Origin of the sequence: Pseudofrankia inefficax, assembly GCF_000166135.1 — a bacterium.
Taxonomy (GTDB): domain Bacteria; phylum Actinomycetota; class Actinomycetes; order Frankiales; family Frankiaceae; genus Pseudofrankia; species Pseudofrankia inefficax.
In genome coordinates this window covers 2,506,177-2,527,876 of the sequence record NC_014666.1, presented here as the reverse complement: position 1 = coordinate 2,527,876, position 21,700 = coordinate 2,506,177, and the positions used below count along the sequence as shown (strand labels likewise).

Genomic DNA, 21,700 nt, shown 5'->3' with positions numbered 1-21,700 from the left:
GGGGGGCCGCGGCCAGGGTCAGGCCTGGCCCGCGAGCGCGCCGTAGGCGGCCGTGGACAGCGTGTGGACGTGGTTGACGAGCTCCAGAAGCACCGCCTTGCTGGACTCCCGCGTGCGGGCGTCGCAGTCGACCAGCGGCACGTCCGGGTGCAGCGACAACGCGTCACGCACCTCGTCGATCGAGTGGGTCGGTGGGCTGAAGTTGTTGCGCGCCACGACGAACGGCACGTTCTGGTGCTCCAGCCGGTCGATCGCGTACCAGGAGTCCTCGACCCGGCGGGTATCGACGAGCACGACGGCGCCGAGGGTGCCGCTGAACAGCCGGTCCCACAGGAACCAGAACCGCTCCTGCCCGGGCGCGCCGAACAGGTAGAGCACCAGGTGGTCGTCCAGGCTGATCCGGCCGAAGTCGAACGCGACCGTCGTGGTGCTCTTGCCGCGGACCCCGGCGGTGTCGTCGATGCCGACGCCGGCCTCGGTCATGACCTCCTCGGTGGAGAGCGGGCGGATCTCGCTCACCGAGCGCACCATCGTGGTCTTGCCGACGCCGAAGCCGCCGACGATGACGATCTTCAGGCCCTCGCGGGCCGAGTCGCGCAGCGGTGCCACCTCCTGGGTCGCCGCGCCGGCGCCCGCACGCCGCGCCGGGGCGCGACCCGCGCCGCCGGGCAGGTCGACGGCGCCTCTAAAGCCGGCGGAGTCCAACGAGCACCTCTTTCAGCAGGTCCGGGTGGGCGTACGGGACGTCGTGCGTGCGCCGGGACGCCGACGCCGCCGGGAGGCGGGCCACGATCCGGCCGGCGTCGAGCAGGTCGCAGAGCAGGATCCTGGTGACGCTGATCGGCAGCCGCAGGTGCGCGGCGATCTCCACCACGGCCCGCGGGGTCCGGCAGAACCGCAGGATCGCGGCGTGCTCCGACTGCATCGCCGGGGTCGGGTCGCACTCGGCGATGACCAGCGTCACGAGGTCGAGCACGTCCGTGTCGACCCGGCTGCGGCCGCCGGTGATCGTGTAGAGCCGGTCCGGGCTCTCCCGGTCGATGGAGTGGCGGATCACGCCGGCGCCACCGCCGACCGGGGTCCGCGGGCCGGCGTGCTGAGGTATTCGCCGATCTGCTCGACCAGCTCGTTCATGTTGTGGCCGATCACGCCGGCGTCGGCCTCCTCCGCGGCGATCACGGCGAGGTGCGCGCCCTCACCGGCCTCGACGATGAACAGCAGACCGCCGTGGAACTCGGTCATCGACTGGCGGACCCCGCCGGTGCCGTCGCCGAACTCGGCGGACGCGCCGTGGGCGAGGCTCTGTATCCCGGACGCGATCGCGGACAGCTGGTCGGCCTGGTCGACGGAGAGCCCGGCGGTGCGGCAGAGCTTCAGGCCGTCCCGCGACAGCACCAGGGCGTGGCGGGCACCCGGCGTGCGTTCGAGCAGGTTCTCGAGCAGCCAGTCCAGCTCACGGTCGTTGGTCTTCATCATCGGGTCTCGGGGACCGTGGCCGCGGCCGAAACCCTCGGCCGGCCGGCCCCTGCCTCCAATCTGCGTCCGAAGATCTGGATGGTCATCGCGACGGGTCGTCACCGGTGGAGGCGCCGCCGGCGGAGTCCGCCGCCGTGTCCACGGCCGGCAGCCCAGTGGCCGGGGTCGCGGTGGCCGGGGTCGCGGTGGCCGGCGGCGCGTCCGGTGCGGTCCTGGGACGGGTGGCCTGCTGGAACGCGCCGAACCGCGCGCCGGCGGAGGCGGCGGACGACGCGGCGCGCCCGGGCGTGGACGCGGCCGCCGGCGGTGCCAGCGGACGTCCCGAGTTGGCGAGTGTCTGCCCCCGGCCACGCTTCGGCAGCGGGTCGGCCGCGCCGGGCCGGGACGAGGCGCCGGCCCGGGCGGGCAGCTCGGCGGCGGCCTGGGCCGCGGCCACGCTGGGACGGTCGGCCACCCGGGCGAACTCGGTCGTCTCGGCGGCCCGGGCGGCCTGCTTCGCGGCACCGGGCGGCCGTGGGGCCTCGGGCCGCGGCTGGGTGATCAGCTGACGCGGGATGATCACGACGACCCCGGTGCCACCCCGCGAGGACGGCCGGAACGAGACGGTCAGGCCGTGCTTGCGGGCCAGCACCCCGACGACCGCGAGCCCGAGGCGGGTACCCGACAGCGTGGTCAGGTCGAGCGGCTCGGTCGCGGAGACGGCCCGTTCGGCCCGCCGCAGCGCCGCCGGTCCCATGACGAGGCCGCCGTCCTCGACGGTGACGACGACGCCGGCCTGGACCTCCTCGACGTAGACGTGCACCTCCTCGGAGGGCGGCGAGAAGCTGGTCGCGTTGTCCATCAGCTCGGCCAGGGCATGCATGACGCCCTCGGCCGCGTAGCCGGCCACCGCGACGGTGCTGGTCGAGTGCAGCCGGACCCGCTGGTAGGCGCTGATCCGGCTGAGCGCGCCGCGCAGGATGCTCTCCATCACGATCGGCCTGGTCCAGCGCCGGCCCGACCGGGCGCCGGTGAGGACGGCGATCGAGTCGGCGAGCCGGCCGGTCTGGGCGGTGCTGTGGTCCAGGCGCAGCAGGTCGCCGAGCACGTCCTCGCCGTGCCGGTCCTCCATGTCGCGCAGGTCGGCGAGCATGCTCGCCGACAGCGCCTGGACCCGGCCCGCGGCGTTCGCGCAGGCGGCCATCGCGGCGGCGCGCATCCGCTCACCGCGGCCGACCTCCTCCGCGAGCGTGCGCATGATCCGCGCGCCGACCGGGTCCACGGGCCGCTCGACGCTGGCCAGCGCCTCGTCCACCGAGACGCCGTCGCGCAGCAGGGCGACGACCTTCGGCAGGGTGTCGTCCGCGAGCCGCGTCGCGTCGCGCGACTGGTGTTCCACCTGGGTGTCGAGGACGGCGAGCCGGTCGGTGAGCCGCCGCAGGCCCGCCGCCTGGCGCAGCGCGACCGCGACTATCACGGCGGCGGCGAGCAGCCCGACGGCGACCGCTCCGCCGACCACCGGACGGCGCGGCGACGGCGCGGCGGCGACCGCGACGAGGGCGGCGAGCGCGACGACCAGCAGCGCGGTGAGCAGCCCGTTGCGCCCGCCGCCGAGCGGCCCGAAGCCGCCGGCCGCGGGCGCGGCGTGATCGGCCCGCCGACGGGCGGACTGGTGTACTCGTGGCATCGCGATCAGTTCCTCGTCCACCTCGTCGTCACGGCTTCCCCAGAACCGGTCCCCGCCGCGGGCGACGAGCGGGGAGTGTGTCCGCCACGGCACGTCCGGCTCGCCGGTGCGCGGCCGCGCCGGACGCGACATTCTTGACTTGGCCGGTGGTAAACACGCCGGGATAATGCGCGCGGAACACCCGGCGAGACCGGGCTGACTGCAAATCGCATGCTAGGGAGCGCACGCGCCCCGCCCGCACGCAGCCATCGCGCGGGCCCCCGGTCGCCAGGCCGACGAGTGGCCGGCATGTGTGCGCGTTGTCACACCGATGGACGCGGCCGTCCCCGACCAGGCCGCGGCGGGTCGCCCCTGGCCAGCCGGAATGGCATACCGCTCATAGTCGCCCGATTACCGCGAACGTCGAGGCCGGCGAACTCCCGAATGCGGGCGCGGATACGGTTTGACACACATGCGGACATTTCGGCTTCGCCCAGATTTCGTCTGGGACCTAAGCCCTTGGACTATTGGGACTTTAGGCCCGGTTTGAGCCGACAGTCGAGACGAAGCTGTCCTCGGACGCGTCACGCGACCATTCGGACGCCCGGCGCGGAGCCGGCGGGGTAATTCCACCTCGGCCACCCGAGGCGGCGCCGTTGGCGCGGCCGAGGCGGCGGCCCCCACGGTGCCCGGGAAACGACGGAAGTGTGTCTCCGTTGTTTCCCGGACGGACTGCGTCGTGCACCCGGACAACTGGACGAAATCCTGCCGTCGATGGCCGCTGGACTCGGGTGCGCCGGGCGGTCGGCGCGCCCGCGGCTCAGCGCCGGACGAGACGCCCGGGACCGCCCGGCACCACGCGCAGGGCGTCGGCCGGCGGCCGCTTCCCCGGAGGGAAGAGCGCGAGCACCGACCCGCCGAACCCGCCGCCGACCAGACGGGCACCGGCCGCCCCGTCGGCCACCAACCGGGCGACGGTCTCCTCCACGGCCGGCACTGACACCTCGTAGAGGTCCCGCAGGCTGGCGTGCGACGCGTCAAGCAGCCGGCCGAGCTCGGGCAGGTCGCCCGCACGCAGCGCCACCACCGCCCGGCGCACCCGCTCGTTCTCCTCCAGCACATGGCGCACGCGCCGGCCCAGCGGCTCGGGCAGCCGGCCGGGAGCGTCCTCGTCCGCGTCCCGCAGCGAGGAGATGCCGAGCAGCTCGCACGCCCGGGCGCACTCCTCGCGGCGGGTGTTGTAGCCGGAGGCCGCGATCGCGTGCCGCACGCCGGAGTCGACCGTCACCAGCCGCCAGCGGCCCAGGTCGAGCCGGACTGGTTCGATGCCGGGCACCGGCCGGCCGGCCGGCCCGGACAGCCAGCGGCCGGGGGGACGCGGCACCGCCCGCCCGGCCCGGGCACCGGGCCCGGCCGCCGGCTCGGCGGCCGGCGGCGGCGCGCCCTGGTCTCCCCCGGTCAGCGCGCGGATGTCGAGCCGCAGCGCATGGCCCGGCCGGCCGAACAGCGACGCGGTCTGGTCGAGCAGCCCGGTACGCGCGCCGACCCAGGTGTTCTCCACCCGGGACAGCAGCTGGGCGAGCTCGAGGCGGTCCGGCTCGCCGTAGCCGCTGTGGGCGAGCAGGGCGAGCACGAGGGCGACCTCCAGCGCCGCCGACGAGGACATGCCCGCGCCGCGCGGCAGCGTTCCGGCGACCGAGAGCCGGGCCGGACGGACCGGGTAGCCGGCGGCGGCCAGCTCGGCGACGACCCCGCGCGCGAACGACCGCCAGCCGTCGGCGCGGGCCGGCGCGTCGGCGGCGAACACGTCGTGCGCGCCGATGTCGAGCGCGTGCACCCGGATCAGGCCGTCGGGCGCCGGGCGGGCCCGGACCGTCACTCCCCGCTCGATCGCGAACGGCAGGCACAGGCCGTCGTTGTAGTCGGTGTGCTCGCCGACGAGGTTGACCCGGCCCGGCCCGAAGGCGGCGGCCGAGACCGGCCCGCCGCGGCCGGCCCGGGTCGCGACCGGCGCGGCCCGCCTCCGCATCCGGGCCCGTCGCGCCCCGCCGGAGGCCCGGTCGGCGTCGCCGTCGGGACCGGCGGCCGGCTCCGCCGCGTCCTCCGGCCGCCCCCGAGCGGGTCGCGGTCCCCCGCCGCCTCGGCCGCTCCGGGCGGCCGCCGTGACGCCGCGCGTCGCGGCACCGTCGGTCATGTCCAGGCAACGTCCGGAGCCGGGCGCGCGATCCCCGGGACCCCACTGAACGGCTACCGTGGGTCAGGGCCGCCGCGTGGTCAGCCGGCCGCCCGCAGCATCGCCGCGGCGCGCTCCGGCTCGATGTCGTTGATGTAGACGCCCATCGCCGCCTCGCTGCCGGCCAGGTACTTGAGCTTGTCCGCAGCGCGCCGGTTGGAGAACACCCGGAGCCTCAGGTGCGCCCACCGCCGGCCCCGCCGGGCGGGCGCCTGCTCCCAGCCGGCCACGTAGGGCATCCGGACGCCGAATACCCGGTCCAGCCGGCCGAGGACGTCCAGGTACAGCTCGGGGAACTCGTCCCTCTCGGCGTCGTCGAGCGCGGGCAGGTCGGGCACGTGCCGCCGCGGGTAGATCGACACCTCGAACGGCCAGCGAGCCGCGTACGGGACGAAGGCGACCCAGGCCGAGGTCCGCGCGACCAGCCGGGACCGGTCCGTCGTCTCGGCGGCGATGACCTCGCAGTGCGGGCAGGCCTCGCGGCGCTCGGCGATCCTGATCATCGTGGCGAGCGGCGTCGGGACGAACGGGTAGCCGTAGATCTGCCCGTGCGGGTGACCGAGCGTCACCCCGATCTCCTCGCCGCGGTTCTCGAACACGAAGACGCTCTCCACCGCCGGCAGCCGGCCAAGCGCGGCCGTCCGGTCCGTCCAGGCGGCGAGCACCGTGGCGACCCGGCGCGGCGAGAGCGCGGCGAACGACGAGTCGTGGTCGGCGGTGAAGCAGACGACCTCGCAGCGCCCGTCACCGAGCCGGCCAGCGTAGGGCGCGGCCGGCCCGGTCACGCCACCGTCGAGCGACTCCAGCACAGCCGGGAGGCCCAGCGCGGGAAACCGGTTCTCGAAGACGACGACGTCGTAGTCCTCGGGGATCTCGGTCGGCCGGCCGGGCCGGCTCGGGCACAGCGGGCAGTCGGCGGCGGCAGGCAGGTGGGTGCGCCCCTGCCGGTGGGCGGCGACCACCACCCACTCCTCCGTCAACGGGTCGAACCGCAGCTGCGACGGTGGCCGGGCCCGGCCCGGCAGGTCTCGCGCGTCCGGCGCCGGCTGGCCGCGGCCCGGGGCGTCGTCGAAGTAGATCAGCTCCCGGCCGTCCGCCAGCCGGATGGCCGTCCGCGCGGCCGCGGGCCCCGGGTCGACGAGCCCGGGGCGCACGGAGCCCGGTGGGGCGGGCGTCCCGGGCGCGGTCGTCACGCCGCTGACGGTACCGGGAACCACTCAGGCCGATGAGGTGAAATCGCGGCGCGCCGGCTGGGTGAACCGGCGCCGGGCCAGGAACGCCGCCGCCCCGCACAACACCAGGACGGCCAGCACGATCGGCCCCTCTCGGGTGAACCAGTCCGTGATCTCCGGCCGGCCGACGAAGAGTAGTTCGGGGTGCGGCACGGAGAGCAGCGCGCCCAACGCGCCGACCAGGATCAGCAGCCCAGGGCGCTGGGCTCCGCGCGCCATCGCCAGCGGCACGGTGCCCCACACCAGATACCACGGATACAGCACCGGCCCGAGCACCGCGAGACACAGCAGCGCGATCCCGCAGGTGGTGAGCACGTCGCGACGCCGGACGGTGACGAGCAGCCAGCCGATCACCATGACGGCGAGCACCATCCCGATGCCGCGCGCGATCCGCAGCGCCTCGCTGCCGGGCAGCGCCGCGCCCGGCATACCGGTAGCGATGGCGATCAGGTTGGCCAACGCGGAGGTCGGCGAGTACACGCTGAAGCCGGTCGCCGGCGTCGAGGTCGCCCGCACCCAACCGAGGCCGTCCGGTACCAGCAGCAGCGACAGCGCGGCCACAGTGCAGGCGACCACCGCTAGGTCTCGGCCCGCCGTCACGAGCACCCGCCGGGCCCGCCTGCGCCGGAAACCGCCGGCCGCGCTCCCCGCCGGCTCGCTGTCCGCCGGGCTGTCCGCCGCCGAGGTGCCAGCGACAGGACCGGCGGTGGTCGGGGCGTCCGTCGGCTCGATCGCCAGATCGGCCCAGCGCCGAGCCAGCAGCACCACCAGGATCACCGCGGCTGGCCACTTCGTCAGCGCGGCAGCGGTGAGCAGCCCGAATCCGAGCGCCGGACGGCCGCGCAGCACCGCCAGCAGGCCGGCAGCGGCCAACGCCATCATCACGGCCTCGAGGTGCACAGCGCCGAGCAGCTCCAGCAGCACGACCGGCCCGCCCACGGTCACGGCCAGCGTCCACGGCCGGCGGGCCGCTGGGACCGCGCGGGTCAGGCACCAGGCGAGCGCCACGACGGCCAGGGTCGTGACGAAGCGCAGCAGGAGCACGGAGCGCACCACCCGCCCGCCCGTCAACGCCGCGACGGCGTGGAACAGCGCGAGGCCGACCGGCCCGTAGGGCGACGGCGTGTTCTGCCAGATCGGGTCCGCTGCCAGCGCGGCCGGGGCGCTGCCGAGCAGCGCCGGGCCCGCCGTGTACGGGTCGAGGCCGGAGGAGACCATGACGCCCTGCGCGACGTAGCTGTAGACGTCCAGGCTGAGGATTGGCGGGCCGACCAGCGGCACGACCGACCAGCAGCAGATCAGCGTGACGACACCGCGCAGCGACAGCTCGCCCCGCTGGCAGCGCCGGCAGACCCACCACCAGGCGCCCACGAGCAGCGCCGCACCGGCGATCAGCACGCCTGGCAACACCGACGGCTCGTTCAGCGAGACCGGGTCGAGCAGGCCGAACCACGCCGTCGGGGGCTGCACCGCCGGACCGAGCGCGAGTCGGCCGCCGGTGATGACGACGAGTGTCGCGCCGACCGAGCCGGTCACGCCGGCCGCGACCAGCGCGCCCACCCGGCGCACGGCCCCGTGCCGGCGGCCCGTGCCGCCGTCGCCGCCGCCGTCGATCTCGCTGCCGTCGGTCTCGCCGTCGCCGTCGCTGTCGACCGACGGGGAGTCCTCGTCGGCACCCGGCGCGATGGCGCCGGCCTCGTGGCTGCGTTCGACGCCCGCCGGCCCGGCTTCTCCCATGGTGGGCAGCACCTTGCCAGCCCAGCCGGACGGGCAGACAGCGACCGGGCAGCCCCCGCGTGAACAGACCGCGACCCGGCGGTGAGCGCCACCGGGACCGTGACATGAATCGCGTCGACGCCGAAGTCGCCACCAGCTGTCACAGCGGTGCCACAAGAAGCCGCAGGGCGGCTCCGTCGCACCCATACCGTCACTAAGCGCGACCTCGCGGGTGGCCAACTCGCTTACCATCGAGACCGAGCGCCCAGCGGCCACCCCCGCGTCGACCGACGTGGGCCGGCCCGGGCCACCGGCACAGCCGTACTGGTGAGCAGCCCTACTGGTGAGCAGCCGTACCGGTGAACAGGCGCGGAGACGGAGAAGGAGGCGCCCGGTGACGACCGCCCCGGCTCGCGGGACCCGAGAGATCCCCCTCCCCCGCGCGACACCGACCGGGCCCGCCGCGCTCCGGCCCGCGGCCGAACCCGCGGCGCAGGTCGATCTTCGGGACTTCCTCGACGGCGCCGGCGCGTTCCTCGCCGGCCTCGCGAACGTCGTCATGCAGCTGAGCTGGGCACCCGTCGGGCACGGCGTGGTGGAGAGCCGCACGCCGGGCGGGCAGCTGACCCGTCACCCGGCCAAGCGGGGGCGCACCACGCTCACCTACATCGCCGTGGCGTGGCTCGGGACCGACGACGAGCGGGCCAGGTACCGGGAGGCCGTCAACGCCTCGCACCGCGAGGTCCGGTCCACGGCCACCAGTCCCGTCGAGTACAACGCGTTCCGCCAGGATTTGCAGCTCTGGGTCGCCGCGTGCATGTACCGCGGCCTCACCGACTTCTATACCCGGGCCTACGGGCCGCTGGAGCCCGCCGTCGCGGACACGGTCTACCGCCACGCCGCCCGGTTCGGCACGACCCTGCAGGTCCGCGGCGACCTGTGGCCCGCCGACCTGGCCGCGTTCGAGGAGTACTGGGACCGCGCGCAGGCGCAGGTGGCGGTGGACCCGGTCGTGCGGGCCTACCTGCTCGGGCTGGTGAGCCGGCGCGCGCTGCGGTTCCCGTTCAACCTGCCGCCGCGCCGGCCGCTGGAGTTCATCACGACCGGGTTCCTGCCGCCGCGGTTCCGCGCCGAGCTGGGGCTGCGCTGGTCGGCGGGCGACGAGGCCCGGTTCGACCGGATGCTGCGCCGGCTCGGCGCCGTGTCCCGCCGGCTGCCGCGCCACGTCCGGCTGTTCCCGTTCAACCTGCTGCTGCTGGACCTGCGCCGCCGGATCCGGCGCGGGCTCCCGCTGGTCTGACGCACCGCTCTGACGAACTGGCCAGGCGCACGAGGCCCCGGCCGCTCCCACGCTGGAGCGGCCGGGGCCTCGGCGGTTCCGGAAGGTGACTCAGCCGGCGTGGACCGGCGTGGCGGTCCCGACCACGTCCGACTTACGGGCCCGGACCAGCGCCACGACGATCACCAGCGCGATCGCCATGAAGATCGCGCTCCACACGAACGACGTCGTGTAGCCGGAGATCTGCGCGTGCGCCTGGTCGAGCGGGCTGGAGCCGTGGTCCTTCACGTAGTTGGCCACGACCGTCGCGTAGATGGTGTTGAGCAACGCGATGCCCAGCGAGCCACCCACCTGCTGGGTGGTGTTCACCAGCGCGCTGGCGACCCCGGCGTCGTGCGGGGCGACACCGATCAGCGAGACGCTCGACATCGGGACGAAGGCCAGGCCCATGCCGATGCTGATCAGCAGCTCGGCCGGCAGCACGTGCGACGCGTAGCCGGTGTGCAGGTCGACCTGGGTGAGCAGGAGCAGCCCGACCACGGCCATCGCCGAACCGACGATCATCGGGATCTTCGCGCCCACCCGCGGCATGAACTGGCTCGCGAGCCCGGCACCGAAGACGATCCCGGCGCTGAACGGCAGGAACGCGAAGCCGGACCGCAGCGCGCTGTAGCCGAGCGTGTTCTGGAAGTAGAACGTCATGAACAGGAACATCGCCAGCAGCGCGGCGCCGAAGAACAGCGACGAGCCGAACGCGCCGCCCCGGGTGCGGTCGAGCACGACCCGCAGCGGCAGCAGCGGGGCGGCGGTGCGCATCTCGATGACGACGAACGCCACGAGCAGCACCACCGACGCGACGAGCAGCGAGATCGTGGCCGCCGAGCCCCAGCCGCTGTCGGCCGCCCGGGTGAACCCGTAGACCAGGGCGAGCAGGCCACCGGTCACCGTCAGCGCGCCGGGAATGTCATAGCTCGGCTTGCCCTCGGCGCGGCTCTCGCGCACCACGCTCACCGCGGCGACCGCCGTGAGGACCGCGATCGGGACGTTCACGAACAGGCACCAGCGCCAGGACGCGTACTCGGTGAGCAGGCCGCCGGCGATCAGGCCGATCGCCGCGCCACCGCCGGAGATGCCGCCGTACACGCCGAACGCCCTGGCCCGCTCCTTCTCCTCGGTGAAGGTCACCGTGATCAGGGAGAGCGCGGCCGGGGCGAGCACCGCGGCGCAGAGGCCCTGCAGCGCCCGGGCCGCGAACAGCAGCCCGCTGTTCGGCGCGAACCCGCCGAGCGCGCTCGCGGCGGCGAAGCCGATCAGTCCCCAGACGAAGGCCCGCTTGCGGCCGGCGAAGTCCGCGATCCGGCCGCCGAGCAGCAGGAGGCTGCCGAAGGCGAGCGAGTAGGCCGTCATGACCCACTGCCGGTTGGCGGTGGAGATGTGCAGGGCCTTCTGGGCGTGCGGCAGCGCGATCGTGACGATCGAGCCGTCGAGCACGACCATGAGCTGCGCGACGGCGATCACGGCCAGCGCCAGCCAGCGGCGCGGGTCCGGCTCGTCACCCGGCGCCGAGGCGGCGGGGGCCGGGCTCGTCGTCGCCTGGGCCGGGATCGACACCGCCCGGGCAGCATCGCCCCCCGGGCCTTCGCCAGGCGCGACGTCGGTGGTTGTAGTCACAGTGTCTCCCTGGGTCAACTCCTGGAGACTGAGAGTCTCCACGGCGCTGAAGTCGATCCGGTCAGCTGGAACAGCCACGCACGCCAGAGGGTTGGTGCGCGACAACGGATGGTGGACGTCCGCCGTGGACGTCGGTCGGGGGCCGCCGGGTAGCGGAGGCGCTCCGGGGGACAGGCCGGAGTAGTTCACCTCCTGATAGTACGGCATCGAACTTGACTGGCGTCGAACTGTATTGATCAACTACACTCGGGTCATGAACGGCCGCGCGAATGGCGCCGCGGTGGGCGCCGACCTCGCACCCGGTGCCGCGACCCACGGCCCCGTCGACCTCGTCATGAGCGCGACGGACGCCCTGGACTCAGCCGGCGACGAGTGCACGTTCTCGGGCGCGCTCACGTCAGTGGGTGGACAGGATCCGATCGACGAACTCATCGCTGACTGGCGCCGCGAACGCCCGGACCTCGATGCCAGCGTCCTCGGCTGCTTCGCCCGCATGAAGCTGCTGTCGAAGAACCTCGCCGGCGCGGCCGACCAGGTGCTGAGCCACCACGGCCTGAACCCGGGCGAGTTCGACGTGCTGGCGACCCTGCGCCGGTCCGGCCCGCCGTGCACGCTGATCCCGTCACAGCTGTCCGCCCTGCTGATGATGTCGCGGGCGGGGATGACCAACCGGCTGGACCGGCTGGAGGCCTCCGGCCTGATCGAACGCAGCCTCGACCCGACCGACCGGCGCAGCTTCCGCGTCTGCCTCACCGCGAAGGGCCTGGCGATCGTCGACGCGGCGATCACCGAGCATGCCGAACTGGTCAACCGGGTGGCCGCCGTGCTGTCCCCCGAGCAGCGCGAGCACCTCGATGATGCGCTGCGCGCCCTGCTCGACGCCTTTCAATAAGCCACACAACACACCAGCAACGGATAGCGGCAATAGAGCTACATTTAGCCGGTCGCCGTCCTGGCCGAACGCGGATTCGTTACCGGCGCACGCACGAGGTGGCGCCCGGAGCCCCCAAATGGTGGCGTTTCAGCCTGCGGGCCCGGGCGGACCGGTGTCGGCAGCCAAGGTGGACAAGCGGGTGGTTTCCCACCGGACGCGCCCACCGGGTACGCTCTCGACCGGCTATAGACGGACCCGGTGTATACCACCCGAACCGTCCGGGCGATGATGTCCCGCATGAGGCCGTCCACGCAGCCCCTGATCCTGGCTCTCGTCGCGGGCCCCAAGCGGGGAAGGGCATCCGGTCGCCACCGGCGCCGGACCCGACGTACGCGGCGCATCCTCGCGACTGTCGTCGCCACGATGCTCGCGCTGTTGTTCACCCCACATCTGGCCTCGGCCGCCGTCCCGCCGACGCTGACCATCACGCTTTACGACACGGATACGGCCGTGGTCGGCGGCACCGGGTTCCCGGTCAAGTCGACGGTGAAGCTGCACGCGGACCTGGCGTATCCCGACGGCACCGCCTATGCGGGTGACGGCACCATCGGCACCGACGCGACGGGCCATTTCCTGGTCGGCTTCATCCTGCCCGAGCATCTCGGGAGCGGTGGCAAGCTGACGGTGACGGCGACCGCGAAGGGCGCGCCGACGCAGGACGTGACGCTGTCGCTGGGCGCGGGAGCGCCCATCAACGGCCCCGAGGTGACACCGTCCCTGCAGCCGTCGGCCTCCGCGCCGGCTGGCGGGGCGCCGAACAACCCCTCGACCGGTGGCAGCACCGGCGGCACCCGCCTGCGCGGCGGGACCACCGACCTGGGCAACACCGCCGCCTACCCGAACGCGCCGCTCATCCCCGCGCCGCTGAAGATCCCGGCCGGTGGTGTGAGCGTGCCCGCGGGCTCGAACCTGCAGTCCTTCATCGACAGCCACGGCGAGGGCACCCAGTTCAACCTGGCCGCCGGCACGTTCAGCGGCCCGGGCGTCATCCACCCGAAGGCCGGTGACAAGTTCTACGGCGTCAAGGCGGGTCCCGGCGGGACGAAGCTGGTGGGCCTCGGCATCCAGCGCGCGAACGGCAGCACGGACAACGTCGAGATCCACAACATCAGCATCACCGGGTACTCGGACTCCGGCCGTAACGGCGCGATCGACAGCAACCTGCACGAGTCCGACGCCGCCAGCGGCTGGAAGCTCACGAACTCCGAGATCTACGGCAACTACCTGGGCGCGTCGATGGGAATGAACTCGCTCGTCGAGAACAACACGTTCCACGACAACGAGTGCAAGGGCGCGGCCGGCGGCATGGACGGCACCGTGTGGCGCTACAACCAGTTCATCCACAACCGGCTTCCGGACGCGAACGACCCGGGCGGCGACTGCGGCGGCGTGAAGATCACGGTCGAGACCAACAACCTGTTCCTCGGGAACCTGTTCTCGGACAGCGGCCACCCGTCCGGCCTGTGGATGGACGCGTCGTGTCACAACAACACGTTCGAGAACAACATCTCGTACAACAACGACGGCTCCGGATTCACCGACGAGACCGGCTACAGCAACACCTTCAAGAACAACATCGCCGCGGGTAACGGCTCGAACGAGCCGGACGGCTGGCGGAAGGTCGGCATCGTCATCCAGAGCAGCGGCCGCGACACCGCCACCGGCAACTTCGCCTGGGCCAACAACGGGGCGGCGATCACCATCTACATGGAGGACCGGCACGATGCCAGCGGCACCGACCGGACCGCCAACAACACGGTGACCAACAACACGACCGACGTCGCGACAAAGATCATGAACGTCAACACCAACGGGCCGAACACCGACTCGGGCAACGTCGTCAAGATCATCTCGAACATGCTGATCCCTCGCCTCGTGGCCGGCCCGCAGATGTAACGCGGAAGCCAGGCGAGACCGTTGAGTCAGGCCTGGTGGTCGGCAAGGGGCTCGGCCCCCGACCACCAGGCCTTACTCAACGCTCGATCGTGGCGATGATCGGACCGACCCACAGGACGCCGTCGTTCAGTGGGGTGCAGCGGATGCCGCCCTTGCCACGCAGGGCGGCGCGCGCGCCGGGGCCGATGGTGGCGTCCATCCAGGCACACGGGTTCGCCCGCCGGTTGACCCGCAGCCGCACCGGGCCGTCGCCCGAGTCGAGCACCAGCACCGTCCCGACGAGGTCGTCGACCGGGAGGTCGCGGACCAGGATGTTGCGCCGCAGCTGGGTGAGGTCTGCGCCCGCCGGCACCCCCTCGACCGCCGTGACCGTGACCGACGCGTCCCGGTGCGCGGGCTTGCCGAAGTACCGGTCGCCGACGATGCCGAGGTTCGCCCGGATCTCGATCCGCTCGACCAGCTCCCCCGGCGGTGCCGGGCGCGGGCCGTCCGCCGGGCGGCCCTCGTAACGGCTGATCGGCGAGGCCAGCAACTGCACGATCTCCGCCACGCGCCGACCCTACGATCCCGGCTGGCCCGGGTCGAGACGCTTGCGCTCCCCTGGGCTCAGCGCTGGTTTCGGCCGTGTTCGCGACGGTTGTCGCGCCGACGGTACGGTCGGCGGATGGTCGACTCGGAGGTCAGCGCGAAGGCCGCCAGCGCGAAGGCCGGCTCGAAGGTCATCGTGATCACCGGCGCCAGCGACGGCATCGGCGCGGCGGCGGCGCGGGCGCTGACCCGGCCGGGCCACCAGCTGGTCCTGGTCGGCCGCTCGCAGGAGAAGACCCGCCGGGTCGCCGCGGAGACCGGGGCGGCGGCGCTGACCGCGGACTTCGCGTCCCTGGCACAGGTCAGCACGCTCGCGCAACGGCTGCTCGCCGCGCTCCCCCGGATCGACGTGCTGGTCAACAACGCGGGCGGGATCGGCGGCAGCCGGCCGAGCCGCACCGAGGACGGCCACGAGTGGACGATCCAGGTCAACCACCTGGCACCATTCCTGCTGACCCGGCTGCTCGGTGACCGGCTCACCGCCGGCGGCGGGCGGGTCGTGGTCACCGCGAGCCGCGCGAGCACCGGCCGGCACGCCGACCTCGACCCGGACCTGCTCGACGATGTCAGCGGCTACCGACCGATGCGGGCCTACGCGAACGCGAAGCTAGCCAACGTCGCCTTCGCGGCCGAGCTGCCGGAACGCCTGCCCGGCGTGCGCGCGGTGTCCTTCCACCCCGGCCTGATCCGCTCGAACTTCGCGGCGGGCAGCGCGCCGGTGATCCGGACGTTCATGCGTTCGCCGGCACGGCTGTTCATGCGCTCGCCCGAACAGGGCGCCGACACGCTGGTGTGGCTCGCGACCGCGGACGAGGGCGAACTTGTCGACGGCGCCTACTACATCGACCGGAAACCGGCGCCCCGCAACCCGGTCGTGGACGACCCGGAGTTCCGCCGCCGGCTGTGGGACCGCACGGCCGAGGCCGTCGACCCGGCCCGGTGACCGGGGCGGCTCCGGATGACCCGGAGCCGCCCTGGTCCAAGCCGGTCAGGCCATGTGGCGGTCAGGCCGCGAGGCCGTGCTTCTCGGCGTAGCGGCGAGCCCACTCGGCGCGGGGGACGGTAGCCGTCTCGACGTCCGTCGCGGTGGCGCGCAGGGCGCCGACCGTCGCCTTCTCCTTCGGGATCACGGCGAACGGGTCCCAGTTGAAGAACCGGCTGGCGTTCTGCCAGGTGATCTTGTCGATCTCCTGGTCCGTCGCCCCGGCCCCGTTCAGCTCGTTGAGGACGAACTCGGGAGCGGTCGGCCAGATCGAGTCGGAGTGCGGGTAGTCGCACTCCCAGGCGATGTTGTCGATGCCGATCTCGTTGCGCAGCTTCAGCGTCGTCGGGTCGGTGACGTAGCAGGCCAGCGTGTGCTCGCGGAACACCTCGCTGGGCAGCTTGCCGCCGAAGTCGCGGCGCAGCCAGCGCTGGTTGGTGTAGTGCCGGTCGCACCGGTCCAGGTAGAACGGGATCCAGCCGATGCCGCCCTCGGAGAAGGCGAACTTCAGGTCCGGGTAGGTGCGCATCGCCGGGCCCCACAGGACGTCCTGCGCGGCCAGCGCCGAGATCTGGCAGGCCAGGATGATCAGGTTGTCGATCGGGGCGTCCGGGGCGCCCTTGATCGCGCCGAAGCCCTGGCCGATGTGCAGGCACCAGACCAGGCCGGTGTCCGACATCGCCTGGAACACGGGGCCCCAGTACTCGAGGTCGTGGTAGCTCGGCAGGCCTTCGAGGTGAGGCTGCTCGGGCATGGTGACCGCCCGGCAGCCCTTCGCCGCCACCCGCTTGATCTCGGCCACCATCAGCTGCGGGTCCCAGGTGGGGACGAGCGCGATCGGGATGAACCGGCCCGGGTAGGAGGCCGCCCAGCCGTCGATGTGCCAGTCGTTGTAGGCCTCGATCATCGCGACGGTGATCTCGTCCTTGTAATGGGTGAGATGACCGGCGGAGAAGCCCGTGAAGGTCGGGAAGCACATCGACGCGAGGATGCCGTTGCGGTCCATGTCGCGGACCCGGTCGTGGATGTCGTAGGCGCCCGGGCGCATCTCGGCGAAGCTCGCCGGGTTCTTGTCCCACTCCTCCGCGGGCCAGGAGACGACGGCGTTCAGGCCGGAGACGCCGGTCGGGCGGCCGCGGTAGATCCACCGCTCGATGCCGTCCTCACCCTTGACCACGCTGGGCGCAAGGTCGGCCCACTTCGCCGGCACGCGGCCGTCGAACATGTCGGGCGGCTCGACGACGTGGTCGTCGATGCTCACCAGGACCATGTCCTCGATGTTCATCTGGGGATTCCTCCTCGGGCGCGGCCGGGCCGTACGGATGCCTGGTGGGTCAGGTCAGTCAACCCCTCCGCCGACTAGATCACGGTGTGGGCTGGACCACCCACTTAGTTGTACGCTTCCCAACCATGTCCGTCTCCGCACGTTCGGCCAGGAACCCCGCAGAAACGGCCAACCTCGCCGCCCCCGTCACTGTGCCGGACCACACCGGAACGCTGCGGATCGACGGGGCCGCGCTCCCCAGCGAGGTCGACCTGATCGGCGTCCACATCGGCGCGATCGACCTGCGCCGCGGCGGCGACGCTCTCGGCGGCGGCTACATGTACGAGGGCGAACGGCTCGTCACCCCGTGGCACTCGCATGACCTGCACCAGATCGAGTACGCCATGTCCGGGGTCGTGGAGGTCGAGACCGCCGGCGGCCGCTACCTGCTGCCGCCCCAGCAGGCGGCCTGGCTCCCGGCCGGCCTCTCCCACCAGGCGACGATGAACACGGCCGTGCGGACCGTGTCGGTGATGTTCGACCCGCGCATCGTCCCCCGGCCCGGCGACCGGGCCCGGATCGTCGCGGTCTCGCCGCTGATCCGGGAGATGATCCTCTACGCGCTGCGCTGGCCGATCGCGCGGACCGAGAGTGACGACGTCTCCGACGGCTTCTTCCGCACCCTCGCGCACCTGGTGGCCGAGGCGATCGACCACGAGGCCCCGCTGAGCCTGCCGACCTCGGCGGACCCGCTCGTCGCGGCGGCGATGGCCCACACTCGGGAGAACCTCGGCACCGTCACCGCGGCCACGGTGAGCCGGGCGATCGGGGTGTCGGAGCGGACGCTGCGCCGCCAGTTCGCCGCCGAGCTGGGCATGTCCTGGCGGGCCTACCTGCTGCAGGCTCGGCTGCTGCGCGCGATGGCGCTGCTCGCCGAGCCGGGGCCGTCGGTGCTGGACGTGTCGCTCGCGGTCGGCTTCGAGAACGTCAGCGCCTTCGCGCGGGCCTTCGCCCTGCGGGTGGGCGAGACCCCGTCGGCCTACCGCCGCCGCGTCGCCGCCGATCCGAAGCCGATCGGCGGTCCAGCGCCACGGGAGCCACTGCCGGCCGGGTAACCGTCAGTCCCGGGCCGGGTTCGGCACGAAGCGCCCGACCTTGCCGTTCGACAGGCCGACGGCGGTGCTGGTGCCGCCCGGCCGGCCCGACCCGGCGAGCCGGCGCCCCAACACCCGCCAGAGCGCGTACTGCAGCACCGCCAGCATCAGCGCGACCGGAGGCAGCGTCCACGGCCCGACCAACTGGATGACCGTGCCCATCAGCCACGGGAACAGGGCGCCGCCGGCCACCCCGCCGGCGCCCAGCGCGCCGATCGCGGTCGGCACCAGGTGGGCATCGGTCAGCCTGTGCATGATCGACATCGTGGTCGGGTAGACCGGGCCTAGGAAGAACCCCAACGGGACGAAGCTCAGGCTGGCCAGGCCCGCGGTGGCGGGGGCCGCCCACAGCAACGCGCAGCTCACCGTCGTCCCGACCATGCAGACCGACAGGATCTGGGTCGCCGACAGCCGAAGCCGGGTGGTCGCCGGAGTGGCCGCGAACCGGCCGACGGTCAGACCGAACCAGTAGCCGCTCGCTGTGTAGCCGGCAAGCAGCCCGGACACCGACCGGGCGTCGACGAGGTACGTATAGCCCCAGTTCCCGATGCCCTGTTCCAGGCCGACGTAGACGCAGAGCATCGCGCCGGCCCACAGCACGAGGGGCTGGCGCACGACGGCGAGCAGCGCGTGCCGGCCGCTGCGGCTCATCGCGACGGGAGCGACCCCGTCCACACCGGCCGCCTGGCTGGCGACGACGGCGCCGGGGTGGGCGACCAGCAGCGGATCGACGTCACGGGCGGGGAAGGTGAGCCAGCCGACGGCCGCGGGAGGCAGCGCGAGGCCAGCCATGATCAGCATGACCGCGGGCCAGTCGGCCACGGTCAACAGGCCGGCCGCGGCCAGCGGGCCGAGCAGCGCCCCGACGCCGAAATACGCGTGCAGCCGGTTCATGACCGCCGTGGCCGATGGCAGCCCGGCGACGTACGCGTTGAGCACGCCCTCACAGGAGCCGGACGCCGAACCGACCACGAAGCTGGCCAGGACGAGCACCGCCAACGGCGGCCGACTGGCGGACAGCAGGTAGGCCCCGCCGAGGACGACGCTCGCGGCCAGGATCATCCGCCGCATGCCGAACCGGTGGCCGAGCGGCCCGACCACGGCGCTGGCCACCACGAACCCCACGGAGTTGGCGACGAACGTCGCGCCGATCGTCGCCTGGTCCACCCCGTAGTCGCGCATCTGCGCGGGCAGCAGCACCCCGGTCGCCCCGAGCCCGATGCCGAAGATGACGAACAGGTAGTAGGAGAACCAGACCGACCAGCGGTCCCGGTTCGAGGCCGCGCGAATGGTGCCCCCCTCTTCGTCCCACCGGCCGGAGGCTCCGACGAGGCGACGCGGGACGGCTGGCCGGAAACCGGCCAGGACCAGTTCACCACCGCGGGCCGGGCCGCCGAGCCCGGATCCGGTGTGAGAACCCGCTGGACCCGGGCTGTTCAGCCGCGCGTGGGGCCCAGGCCTACTCCGGGCCGGTGGTGGCGGCGGTGAGGCCCAGGCGGGCGGCGCGGGCGGTCTCGCGGGCCTGGGCGGCCTTCATCGTCTGGTCGATCAGGACGGCGATCGTCATCGGGCCGACGCCGCCGGGCACCGGGGTGATGTAGGAGGCCCGCTCGGCGGCCGGTTCGTATTCGACGTCGCCGCTGTTGTCGGCGTAGCCGGCGTCGACGACGACAGCGCCCGGCTTGATCCACTCGCCTCGGATGAGCGCGGGGCGGCCGACGGCGGCGACGACCACGTCAGCGCGGGCGACATGGTCGGCCAGGTCGGTGGTGCGCGAGTGGCAGTAGGTGACGGTCGCGTTGCGGGCCAGCAGCAGCATGCCGACCGGCTTGCCGAGGATCGGGCTGCGCCCGACGACGACCGCGTGCCGGCCGGCCAGCGGGATGTCGTAGGCGTCGAGCAGGGCCATGATCCCGCCGGGGGTGGCCGAGTGGAACCCGCCCTCGTCGAAGGCCATCATCGCGAACGAGGTACGGGTGACGCCGTCGACGTCCTTGGCCGGTGCGATCGCCTCGAACGCGGCGCGCTCGTCGATGTGGTCGGGCACCGGGTGCTGCAGCAGGATGCCGTCGACCTCCGGGTCGGCGGACAGCTCCCGGATCTTCTCGACCAGGGTCTCGGTCGAGATCGACGCGTCCAGGTCCAGGCGGCGCGACTGCATGCCCACCTTGGCGCAGCGGTTGGCCTTCATCCGGACGTAGGTGTGCGAGGCCGGGTCGTCACCGACGAGCACGGTCGCGAGCACCGGGACGCGGCCGTGCGCGGCCACGAACGCGGCGACCTGCGTCGTGACCCGGTCGAGGATCGCCGCCGACTGGGCGCGGCCGTCGAGGATCTGCGCGGTCACTCGGTCTCCTATCTGAGTCGGCCAGTTTCTGAGAACGGCCCGGACGTCGCAGTGCCAGGCTACGGCGCGGGCGAGAGCGCCGGGCGGGTCAGGCGGGTCAGAACCTTCGCCTTGGTGCGCAGCTCGGCGTATTCCGTGGTCGGCTCCGAGTCCCAGGTGATGCCGCCGCCGGTGCCGTAGTCGGCGCGGCCGGTGGCCCGGTCGAGGACGGCGGTGCGGATGGGGACGCTGAACCGGGCCTGGAACCGGGCACTCGGCGGGGCGACCAGCCCGATGGCACCGCAGTACACCCCGCGCGGGCCGTCCTCCAGCTCACGGATGATCTCCATCGTGCGCGGCTTGGGCGCGCCGGTCACCGAGCCACAGGGGAACAGCGCCCGGAAGACGTCGACCAGCCCGGCATCCGGCCGCAGCCGCGCGGTGACCTCGGAGGTCAGCTGATACACGGTCTCGAACCGCTCGACGCGGCACAGGGACCTCACCCGCACCCCGCCGGTCACGGCGACCCTGGCCAGATCGTTGCGCAGCAGGTCGACGATCATGATGTTCTCGGCGCGTTCCTTCTCGCTGGACCGCAGGGCCGCGAGGACCGCCGCGTCCGCCTCGGGGGTCCCGGCCCGGCCGGCGGTGCCCTTCATCGGCCGGGTACGGACGTCGCGGCCGCGGACCTCGAAGAACAGCTCGGGGCTCGCGCTCGCGACCACGAAGCGGCCAGCGTCGACGAACGCGTTGTAGGCGCCGCGCTGACCGAGCGCCAGGTCGGCGTACAGCGCGCGCGGATCCCCGGCGATCTCGGCGGTCAGCCGGGTGGTCAGGTTCGCCTGGTAGGTCTCGCCGGCGGCGATGTGACGGCGGACGGCCTCGACCCGGCCCCGGTGGGTGTCCTCGTCCCAGGCCAGCTCGCAGTGGCCGATCCGGTAGACGCCGGCGCCGGCCGGCCGCACCGGCGGGACGACGGTGGGCGCGGCGCAGACGCCGAACCATGCCAGCGGCAGCCCGTCCACTCCCCCGCCCACCGCGAGCACCGGGTCCAGACCGGCCGCGGCCTCGTAGGCGAGGAAGCCGTAGGCCCACCAGCCATCGGCGGTGGCCCGGTCCAGCTCGGCCAGCAGCGGCGCGACGTCGTCGGGCCGGCTCGTCTCGAGGACGAAGGCGGGCGGTCCGAGCTCCCAGGCCACCCCGGCCCGCAGGTCGTCGAACCTGGCGGTAGCGCCCTGGCTGGACATGACACCTCCGGCGCGGAATCGGCGGACCTGGACGGTTCCTCAGGGTAAGGACCAGCG

Annotated in this window: 18 protein-coding genes; 5 read left to right on the top strand and 13 right to left on the bottom strand. The window is 73.3% G+C overall.

The genetic code is table 11. From position 1 onward, the window contains the following. Positions 1-18: 18 nt before the first annotated feature. From FRAEUI1C_RS10310 to mptB, 7 genes are all read right to left on the bottom strand, one after another. Complete coding sequence (locus FRAEUI1C_RS10310) at positions 19-609, bottom strand: GTP-binding protein (protein ID WP_041260564.1); 591 nt, start codon at positions 607-609, stop codon at positions 19-21. Positions 610-685: 76 nt separating this feature from the next. Further along, positions 686-1,057, bottom strand: a complete 372-nt coding sequence (locus tag FRAEUI1C_RS10305) for a DUF742 domain-containing protein (RefSeq protein ID WP_013423237.1) — start codon at positions 1,055-1,057, stop codon at positions 686-688. Then, positions 1,054-1,476 (bottom strand): roadblock/LC7 domain-containing protein, encoded by a 423-nt coding sequence (locus FRAEUI1C_RS10300; protein WP_013423236.1) that lies wholly within the window; start codon positions 1,474-1,476, stop codon positions 1,054-1,056. The genes FRAEUI1C_RS10305 and FRAEUI1C_RS10300 overlap by 4 nt, the downstream gene beginning before the upstream one ends. An 82-nt stretch (positions 1,477-1,558) precedes the next feature. Then, positions 1,559-3,274 carry an ATP-binding protein gene (locus FRAEUI1C_RS10295; protein WP_083819474.1) on the bottom strand — a complete coding sequence of 572 codons (1,716 nt, stop codon included), beginning with the start codon at positions 3,272-3,274 and terminating at the stop codon, positions 1,559-1,561. Positions 3,275-3,941: 667 nt separating this feature from the next. Continuing rightward, a complete protein-coding gene (locus FRAEUI1C_RS10290; RefSeq protein WP_013423234.1) occupies positions 3,942-5,315 on the bottom strand; it encodes a galactokinase in 1,374 nt (457 codons plus the stop codon). Between the two features lie 80 nt (positions 5,316-5,395). Continuing rightward, positions 5,396-6,547 carry a galactose-1-phosphate uridylyltransferase gene (galT, locus tag FRAEUI1C_RS10285; protein WP_232425368.1) on the bottom strand — a complete coding sequence of 384 codons (1,152 nt, stop codon included), beginning with the start codon at positions 6,545-6,547 and terminating at the stop codon, positions 5,396-5,398. A 24-nt stretch (positions 6,548-6,571) separates the two neighbouring features. Continuing rightward, positions 6,572-8,323 (bottom strand): polyprenol phosphomannose-dependent alpha 1,6 mannosyltransferase MptB, encoded by a 1,752-nt coding sequence (gene mptB, locus FRAEUI1C_RS10280; RefSeq protein WP_013423232.1) that lies wholly within the window; start codon positions 8,321-8,323, stop codon positions 6,572-6,574. Positions 8,324-8,696: 373 nt separating this feature from the next. Here mptB and FRAEUI1C_RS10275 point away from each other — a divergent pair, with 373 nt between their 5' ends. Beyond that, entirely contained in the window at positions 8,697-9,602 is a 906-nt protein-coding gene (locus tag FRAEUI1C_RS10275) for an oxygenase MpaB family protein (protein ID WP_013423231.1), read from the top strand. Between the two features lie 90 nt (positions 9,603-9,692). Here the strand turns inward: FRAEUI1C_RS10275 and FRAEUI1C_RS10270 are convergent, their stop codons facing one another. Then, a complete protein-coding gene (locus FRAEUI1C_RS10270) occupies positions 9,693-11,252 on the bottom strand; it encodes an MFS transporter (protein ID WP_198318737.1) in 1,560 nt (519 codons plus the stop codon). A gap of 253 nt (positions 11,253-11,505) precedes the next feature. Between FRAEUI1C_RS10270 and FRAEUI1C_RS10265 the strand changes: the two genes are divergently transcribed. Both FRAEUI1C_RS10265 and FRAEUI1C_RS10260 read left to right on the top strand, forming a co-directional pair. Next, a complete protein-coding gene (locus tag FRAEUI1C_RS10265) occupies positions 11,506-12,144 on the top strand; it encodes a MarR family winged helix-turn-helix transcriptional regulator (RefSeq protein WP_157734883.1) in 639 nt (212 codons plus the stop codon). Positions 12,145-12,423: 279 nt separating this feature from the next. After that, entirely contained in the window at positions 12,424-14,082 is a 1,659-nt protein-coding gene (locus tag FRAEUI1C_RS10260) for a right-handed parallel beta-helix repeat-containing protein (protein ID WP_232425367.1), read from the top strand. A gap of 76 nt (positions 14,083-14,158) precedes the next feature. Here FRAEUI1C_RS10260 and FRAEUI1C_RS10255 read toward each other — a convergent pair whose 3' ends face one another. Then, a complete protein-coding gene (locus tag FRAEUI1C_RS10255; protein WP_041259152.1) occupies positions 14,159-14,632 on the bottom strand; it encodes a hypothetical protein in 474 nt (157 codons plus the stop codon). 114 nt (positions 14,633-14,746) lie between these two features. Between FRAEUI1C_RS10255 and FRAEUI1C_RS10250 the strand changes: the two genes are divergently transcribed. Then, positions 14,747-15,613 (top strand): SDR family NAD(P)-dependent oxidoreductase, encoded by an 867-nt coding sequence (locus FRAEUI1C_RS10250; RefSeq protein WP_013423226.1) that lies wholly within the window; start codon positions 14,747-14,749, stop codon positions 15,611-15,613. Between the two features lie 61 nt (positions 15,614-15,674). Here the strand turns inward: FRAEUI1C_RS10250 and FRAEUI1C_RS10245 are convergent, their stop codons facing one another. Continuing rightward, positions 15,675-16,937 carry an amidohydrolase family protein gene (locus FRAEUI1C_RS10245; RefSeq protein ID WP_013423225.1) on the bottom strand — a complete coding sequence of 421 codons (1,263 nt, stop codon included), beginning with the start codon at positions 16,935-16,937 and terminating at the stop codon, positions 15,675-15,677. A 125-nt stretch (positions 16,938-17,062) separates the two neighbouring features. Between FRAEUI1C_RS10245 and FRAEUI1C_RS10240 the strand changes: the two genes are divergently transcribed. After that, a complete protein-coding gene (locus FRAEUI1C_RS10240) occupies positions 17,063-18,031 on the top strand; it encodes an AraC family transcriptional regulator (protein WP_013423224.1) in 969 nt (322 codons plus the stop codon). Between the two features lie 3 nt (positions 18,032-18,034). Here FRAEUI1C_RS10240 and FRAEUI1C_RS10235 read toward each other — a convergent pair whose 3' ends face one another. The 3 genes from FRAEUI1C_RS10235 to pabB form a co-directional block, all read right to left on the bottom strand. Continuing rightward, complete coding sequence (locus tag FRAEUI1C_RS10235) at positions 18,035-19,441, bottom strand: MFS transporter (protein WP_438270027.1); 1,407 nt, start codon at positions 19,439-19,441, stop codon at positions 18,035-18,037. 88 nt (positions 19,442-19,529) lie between these two features. Then, on the bottom strand, positions 19,530-20,417 hold the full coding sequence (locus FRAEUI1C_RS10230; protein ID WP_013423222.1) for a bifunctional 5,10-methylenetetrahydrofolate dehydrogenase/5,10-methenyltetrahydrofolate cyclohydrolase: 888 nt from the start codon (positions 20,415-20,417) through the stop codon (positions 19,530-19,532). A gap of 59 nt (positions 20,418-20,476) precedes the next feature. Then, complete coding sequence (pabB, locus tag FRAEUI1C_RS10225; RefSeq protein ID WP_013423221.1) at positions 20,477-21,643, bottom strand: aminodeoxychorismate synthase component I; 1,167 nt, start codon at positions 21,641-21,643, stop codon at positions 20,477-20,479. Positions 21,644-21,700: the final 57 nt, after the last annotated feature.